The sequence below is a fragment of the Rhodosalinus halophilus genome (assembly GCF_003298775.1).
Classification (GTDB): domain Bacteria; phylum Pseudomonadota; class Alphaproteobacteria; order Rhodobacterales; family Rhodobacteraceae; genus Rhodosalinus; species Rhodosalinus halophilus.
In genome coordinates, this window is sequence record NZ_QNTQ01000036.1 from 1 (window position 1) to 4,123 (window position 4,123).

The following is a 4,123-nucleotide window of genomic DNA, read 5'->3' on the forward strand; positions in this document are numbered from 1 at the left end:
ATCGACGAAGGCGCGCAGGTTCTCGGCCAGCTTGCCCTCCTCGAAGGAGGCCTTGCCGATCGCGCCATGCACGACGCCGGCCTTCTCGACCTTGAACTGCACCTGGCCGCCCTTGGCGTCCTTGACCGCCTGCGCGACGTCCATGGTCACGGTGCCGACCTTGGGGTTCGGCATCAGGTTGCGCGGCCCGAGGATCTTGCCCAGCCGGCCGACGACGGGCATCATGTCCGGCGTGGCGATGCAGCGATCGAAGTTGATCTCGCCGCCCTGGATCGTCTCCATCAGATCCTCGGCGCCCACGATGTCGGCGCCCGCTTCCTTCGCCTCTTCGGCCTTGGGTCCGCGGGCGAAGACCGCCACGCGCACGTCCTTGCCGGTGCCGTTGGGCAGGCTCACCACCCCGCGCACCATCTGGTCGGCGTGCCGCGGATCGACGCCCAGGTTGACCGCGACCTCCACGGTCTCGTCGAACTTCGCGCTGGCGTTCGACTTGACGAGGGCGACGGCCTCCTCGACGGAGACGTTTTCCTTGCCGGCCACGGCCTCGCGGGCGGCGCGGATTCTCTTGCCGAGCTTCGCCATCACTTCACCTCGATGCCCATGGAGCGGGCGCTGCCGAGGATGATCTGCATGGCATCCTCGATGCTGTGAGCGTTGAGATCCTTGAACTTCGCCTCGGCGATCTCGCGAATCTGCGCGGCGGTCACCGTGCCGGCGCTCGCGCGGCCGGGCGTCTTGGAGCCCGACTTCAGCTTCGCCGCCTTCTTCAGGAAATAGGACGCCGGGGGCGTCTTGATGTCCATGGTGAAGGACTTGTCCTGATAGTAGGTGATCTCGGTGGGGCAAGGCGCCCCGGGCTCCATCTCCTGCGTGCGGGCGTTGAACGCCTTGCAGAACTCCATGATGTTGATGCCGCGCTGACCCAGCGCGGGGCCCACCGGCGGGCTGGGGTTCGCCTGCCCGGCAGGCACCTGAAGCTTCAGCTTCCCTGCGAGTTTCTTGGCCATCTGGCCGCTCCTTTCCTCACAACACCGCACCGGCGCGCCGGCGGCGGCTTTCCGTTGCCGTGGTCCGGTCCGGGGGCCGCGGCCCCCTCGCCTTCCACGCTCTTCTCACGTCAGGACTGCTTGGTGACCTGCGTGAATTCCAGATCGACCGGGGTCTCCCGGCCGAAGATCGAGACCATCACCTTCAGGCGCTGGTTGTCCTCGTCCACCTCCTCGACCATGCCGTCGAAGTCCTCGAAGGGGCCGTCGTTGACCTTGACCTTCTCGCCGACCTCGAAGTGGATCAGCGTGCGCGGCGCCTCCTCGCCCTCCTGGACGCGGTTGAGGATGGTGTTCACCTCCTCGTCGCGCATCGGCATCGGCTTGCCCTGCGCGCCCAGAAACCCCGTCACGCGGTTGATCGAGTTGATCAGGTGATAGGCCTTGTCCGTCATGTCCATGCGCACGAGCACATAGCCGGGCATGAAGCGACGCTCGGCCGTGACCTTCTTGCCGCGGCGGACCTCGATCACCTCCTCGGTAGGGACGAGTACCTCCTCGATCTGGTCCTCCAGACCGGCCTCGGCGGCAGCGGTCCTGATCTGCTCGGCGACCTTCTTCTCGAAGTTCGAGAGAACGCTCACCGAATACCAACGCTTCGCCATCCTGCCTCTGCCCTGTCCTGTCCGGCGCGTGCCGGCCGTCTGGTTCCGCCGCGCCCCCTTTTCGCGTCATCCGTGGAAAAACGCCAACACGGCGCACAACTCGAATCGCCGCGCGCCGTCGGGGGAATGGCGCGCGTGTTAGCCCTCGGCCCCGGCGATTTCAAGAGCCGGACGCGGCCCGCCGCTCAGGTGAAGATGCCGAGGATCAGCTGCAGCGCTCCGCGGATCCCGAGATCGACCAGTCCGAAGAAGATCGCCGTGAGCGTCGCCATGATGAAGACCATCACGGTGGTCACGAAGACCTCGCGCCGGGTCGGCCAGACCACCTTGGCGATCTCGGCCCGGGTCTGCTGGATGAACTGGAGCGGGTTGGCCATGCGGGCGCACTCTCTCTCGGCTGCGGTCGTCGTGGATATACGGGCCGCCTGCCGCCGGATCAATCCCCGCCGCGGCTGGCAGGGGCAGCAGGACTCGAACCCGCGACCTACGGTTTTGGAGACCGTCGCTCTACCAACTGAGCTATACCCCTTCGGCCGGTCCTTCGTCTAAGGGCGCCGCGCGCCGGATGCAATAGCGAAGTGGCGCAAGCCGCAGCCCCGGCCAGCGGGCGCCCGCATGCGCTGAAGCAACACCGCCGCCCGGCCGCTTCGCCGGGTGTTTGGGCCCGCGCGCGGAGATGGCAGGATGCCCGGAACAGGACGGAGGGCCGCGGGCCCCCGACGGCATGACGGCGAGAGGCAGGCCGGGCAGCGATGCGGAACGATGTTCAAGCCATCGGGATTTGCCGATGGTCCTATCCGTCGGATTCCAGGGGATTTCGCAGGACTGACGCGAATCAGGAGGATACGCGCCGCCGGCTCTACGCCCCCGAGCGGCTGGAGCATCGCCTGTTCCTGCTCAAACATGTGATGCTGCCGGCGCTGCGGCATCAGACGGACCCCGACTTCACCCTGATATTCCTGATGGGCGATCAGTTGCCGGAGCCCTGGCGCGGCCGGCTGCTCGAGCTGATCGGCACGGTGCCGCAGATCCGTCCGGTCTTCGCCGAGGAGGGCCGGGATCAGTTCGATGTCTGCCGCACGGCGATCGACGCGGTCCGCCGCGACGACGTGGCGGCCACCGCACAGTTCCGGCTCGACGACGACGACGCGGTGTCGGTGCATTTCATCGCGAAGGCCAGGCGGCTCTTCGCGCTGCAGCGGCCCCTCTTCGCGCAGCACGGTCTTCTGGGCCTGGATTTCTGCCGCGGCTTCGTCTTCCGCGCCGACGCACGCCGCTGCGGCTTCTCGCCCGTCTCGATGCGCTTCTGGGCGCCGGGCATGGTGCTCTTCATCGGACCGCAGCACGAAAGCTGCGTGCTCGATTTCCACCACCTGCAGATCTGGCATCACATGCCTGCGCTGACGTGGATGAACCGCCCGATGTTCGTGCGCGGTGCACATCACGACAACGACAGCGGAATCTCGAACCTGGGCCGGCGGTCGCGGACCTTCCGCTTCCCGCAGCACCGGATCGAGCCGCACATGCGCAAGCATTTCGGCATCGACGTGCCGCGCCTGCGGGCAGCCTGGCAGGCGCGCAAGACGGAGTTCCTGCGCGCCGCCTGACCGGCTCAGGCGCCTGCGAGCGCGGCAGCGTCGCCGCCGCAGATCAGCGCCTCGTTGGCGAGGATCCGGCCGATCGGCCAGTCCCACCACGCAACCTCCAGCAGCCGCGCGACGCGCGAGTCGTCGAAACGGCGCCGGACGACGCGGCCCGGATTGCCGGCGACGACGCTGTAGGGCGGCACGCGGCCACCGACCACGGCGCCGGTTCCGACGATCGTGCCGCTGCCGATCTGCGCGCCGGGCAGGATGCGCGCCCCCTGCCCGAGCCAGACGTCATGCCCGATCACCGTGTCGGGGAAGGTCGCGGGATCCGGACCCGGCAGCGAAGGGCGGTTGTCGCCGAAGCCGTCGAAGATGGCGAAGGGGAAGGTCGAGATTCCGTCGCGCCTGTGGTTGGCGGAGGCCGTGACGAAGACCACGCCGTCGGCGATCTGGCAGAAACGCCCGAGGATCAGCCGCTCGGGGGCGGCGGGATGCAGATAGGGCGCGAGACGCTGCGCCCAGTCGTCGGGCACCTGATGCGCCGAGGCGTATGTGTAGTCGCCGACGATCCACCGCGGGTGATCGATGGCGGGGCGGAGAAAGACGGTGCCCTCGTGCAGACTGCCGTCGGGCAGGACGAGGGGGTTGCGCGTGTCGGGCGCGGGAAAACCGTGGGGCATGGACGGACCTCTTCTGTCGCGTGAACCTGTCGTGCGGTCACAGAGCGGTCCGATCCATCGCTTCCTCCATCGAGCCTGCGTGCGATAGCGCGTTTCGGCGCGAAAGGAAAGCAGCCGGACGCCCCCCCGCGCAAAGCAGAAAGGGCGCCCCTCCCGGAGCGCCCCTCGGTGCCTCTTGCGTAGGGTGCGTGCGCGCACGCACC

General features: G+C 68.1%; 6 protein-coding genes and 1 tRNA gene. 1 reads left to right on the forward strand and 6 read right to left on the reverse strand.

Translation table 11 applies throughout. The features are described from left to right. The 5 genes from rplA to DRV85_RS18645 form a co-directional block, all read right to left on the reverse strand. Positions 1-582, reverse strand: a 582-nt coding sequence (gene rplA, locus DRV85_RS18625; protein WP_113290975.1) for a 50S ribosomal protein L1, incomplete at its 3' end; no start/stop codon positions are given. Continuing rightward, the gene (rplK, locus tag DRV85_RS18630; protein ID WP_113290976.1) at positions 582-1,007 is read right to left on the reverse strand and encodes a 50S ribosomal protein L11; all 426 of its coding nucleotides are present in this window, start codon (positions 1,005-1,007) and stop codon (positions 582-584) included. The genes rplK and rplA, both read right to left, overlap by 1 nt. A gap of 110 nt (positions 1,008-1,117) precedes the next feature. After that, positions 1,118-1,651 carry a transcription termination/antitermination protein NusG gene (gene nusG, locus DRV85_RS18635; protein ID WP_113290977.1) on the reverse strand — a complete coding sequence of 178 codons (534 nt, stop codon included), beginning with the start codon at positions 1,649-1,651 and terminating at the stop codon, positions 1,118-1,120. A 185-nt stretch (positions 1,652-1,836) separates the two neighbouring features. After that, a complete protein-coding gene (gene secE, locus DRV85_RS18640) occupies positions 1,837-2,028 on the reverse strand; it encodes a preprotein translocase subunit SecE (RefSeq protein WP_113290978.1) in 192 nt (63 codons plus the stop codon). Between the two features lie 76 nt (positions 2,029-2,104). Beyond that, positions 2,105-2,180 (reverse strand) — tRNA-Trp (locus DRV85_RS18645). A 223-nt stretch (positions 2,181-2,403) separates the two neighbouring features. On the opposite strand from DRV85_RS18645, the gene DRV85_RS18650 reads away from it, so the two are divergent. Further along, positions 2,404-3,258 carry a glycosyltransferase gene (locus tag DRV85_RS18650; RefSeq protein WP_113290979.1) on the forward strand — a complete coding sequence of 285 codons (855 nt, stop codon included), beginning with the start codon at positions 2,404-2,406 and terminating at the stop codon, positions 3,256-3,258. Positions 3,259-3,263: 5 nt separating this feature from the next. Here the strand turns inward: DRV85_RS18650 and DRV85_RS18655 are convergent, their stop codons facing one another. Then, on the reverse strand, positions 3,264-3,920 hold the full coding sequence (locus tag DRV85_RS18655; protein ID WP_113290980.1) for a CatB-related O-acetyltransferase: 657 nt from the start codon (positions 3,918-3,920) through the stop codon (positions 3,264-3,266). Between the last annotated feature and the right edge of the window lie 203 nt (positions 3,921-4,123).

Bases quoted from the DNA above. Each gene is read 5' to 3' on its own strand.
- rplK (WP_113290976.1), bottom strand. From the start codon at position 1,007: ATGGCCAAGAAACTCGCAGGGAAGCTGAAGCTTCAGGTGCCTGCCGGG.
- nusG (WP_113290977.1), bottom strand. From the start codon at position 1,651: ATGGCGAAGCGTTGGTATTCGGTGAGCGTTCTCTCGAACTTCGAGAAG.
- secE (WP_113290978.1), bottom strand. From the start codon at position 2,028: ATGGCCAACCCGCTCCAGTTCATCCAGCAGACCCGGGCCGAGATCGCC.
- DRV85_RS18650 (WP_113290979.1), top strand. From the start codon at position 2,404: ATGCGGAACGATGTTCAAGCCATCGGGATTTGCCGATGGTCCTATCCG.
- DRV85_RS18655 (WP_113290980.1), bottom strand. From the start codon at position 3,920: ATGCCCCACGGTTTTCCCGCGCCCGACACGCGCAACCCCCTCGTCCTG.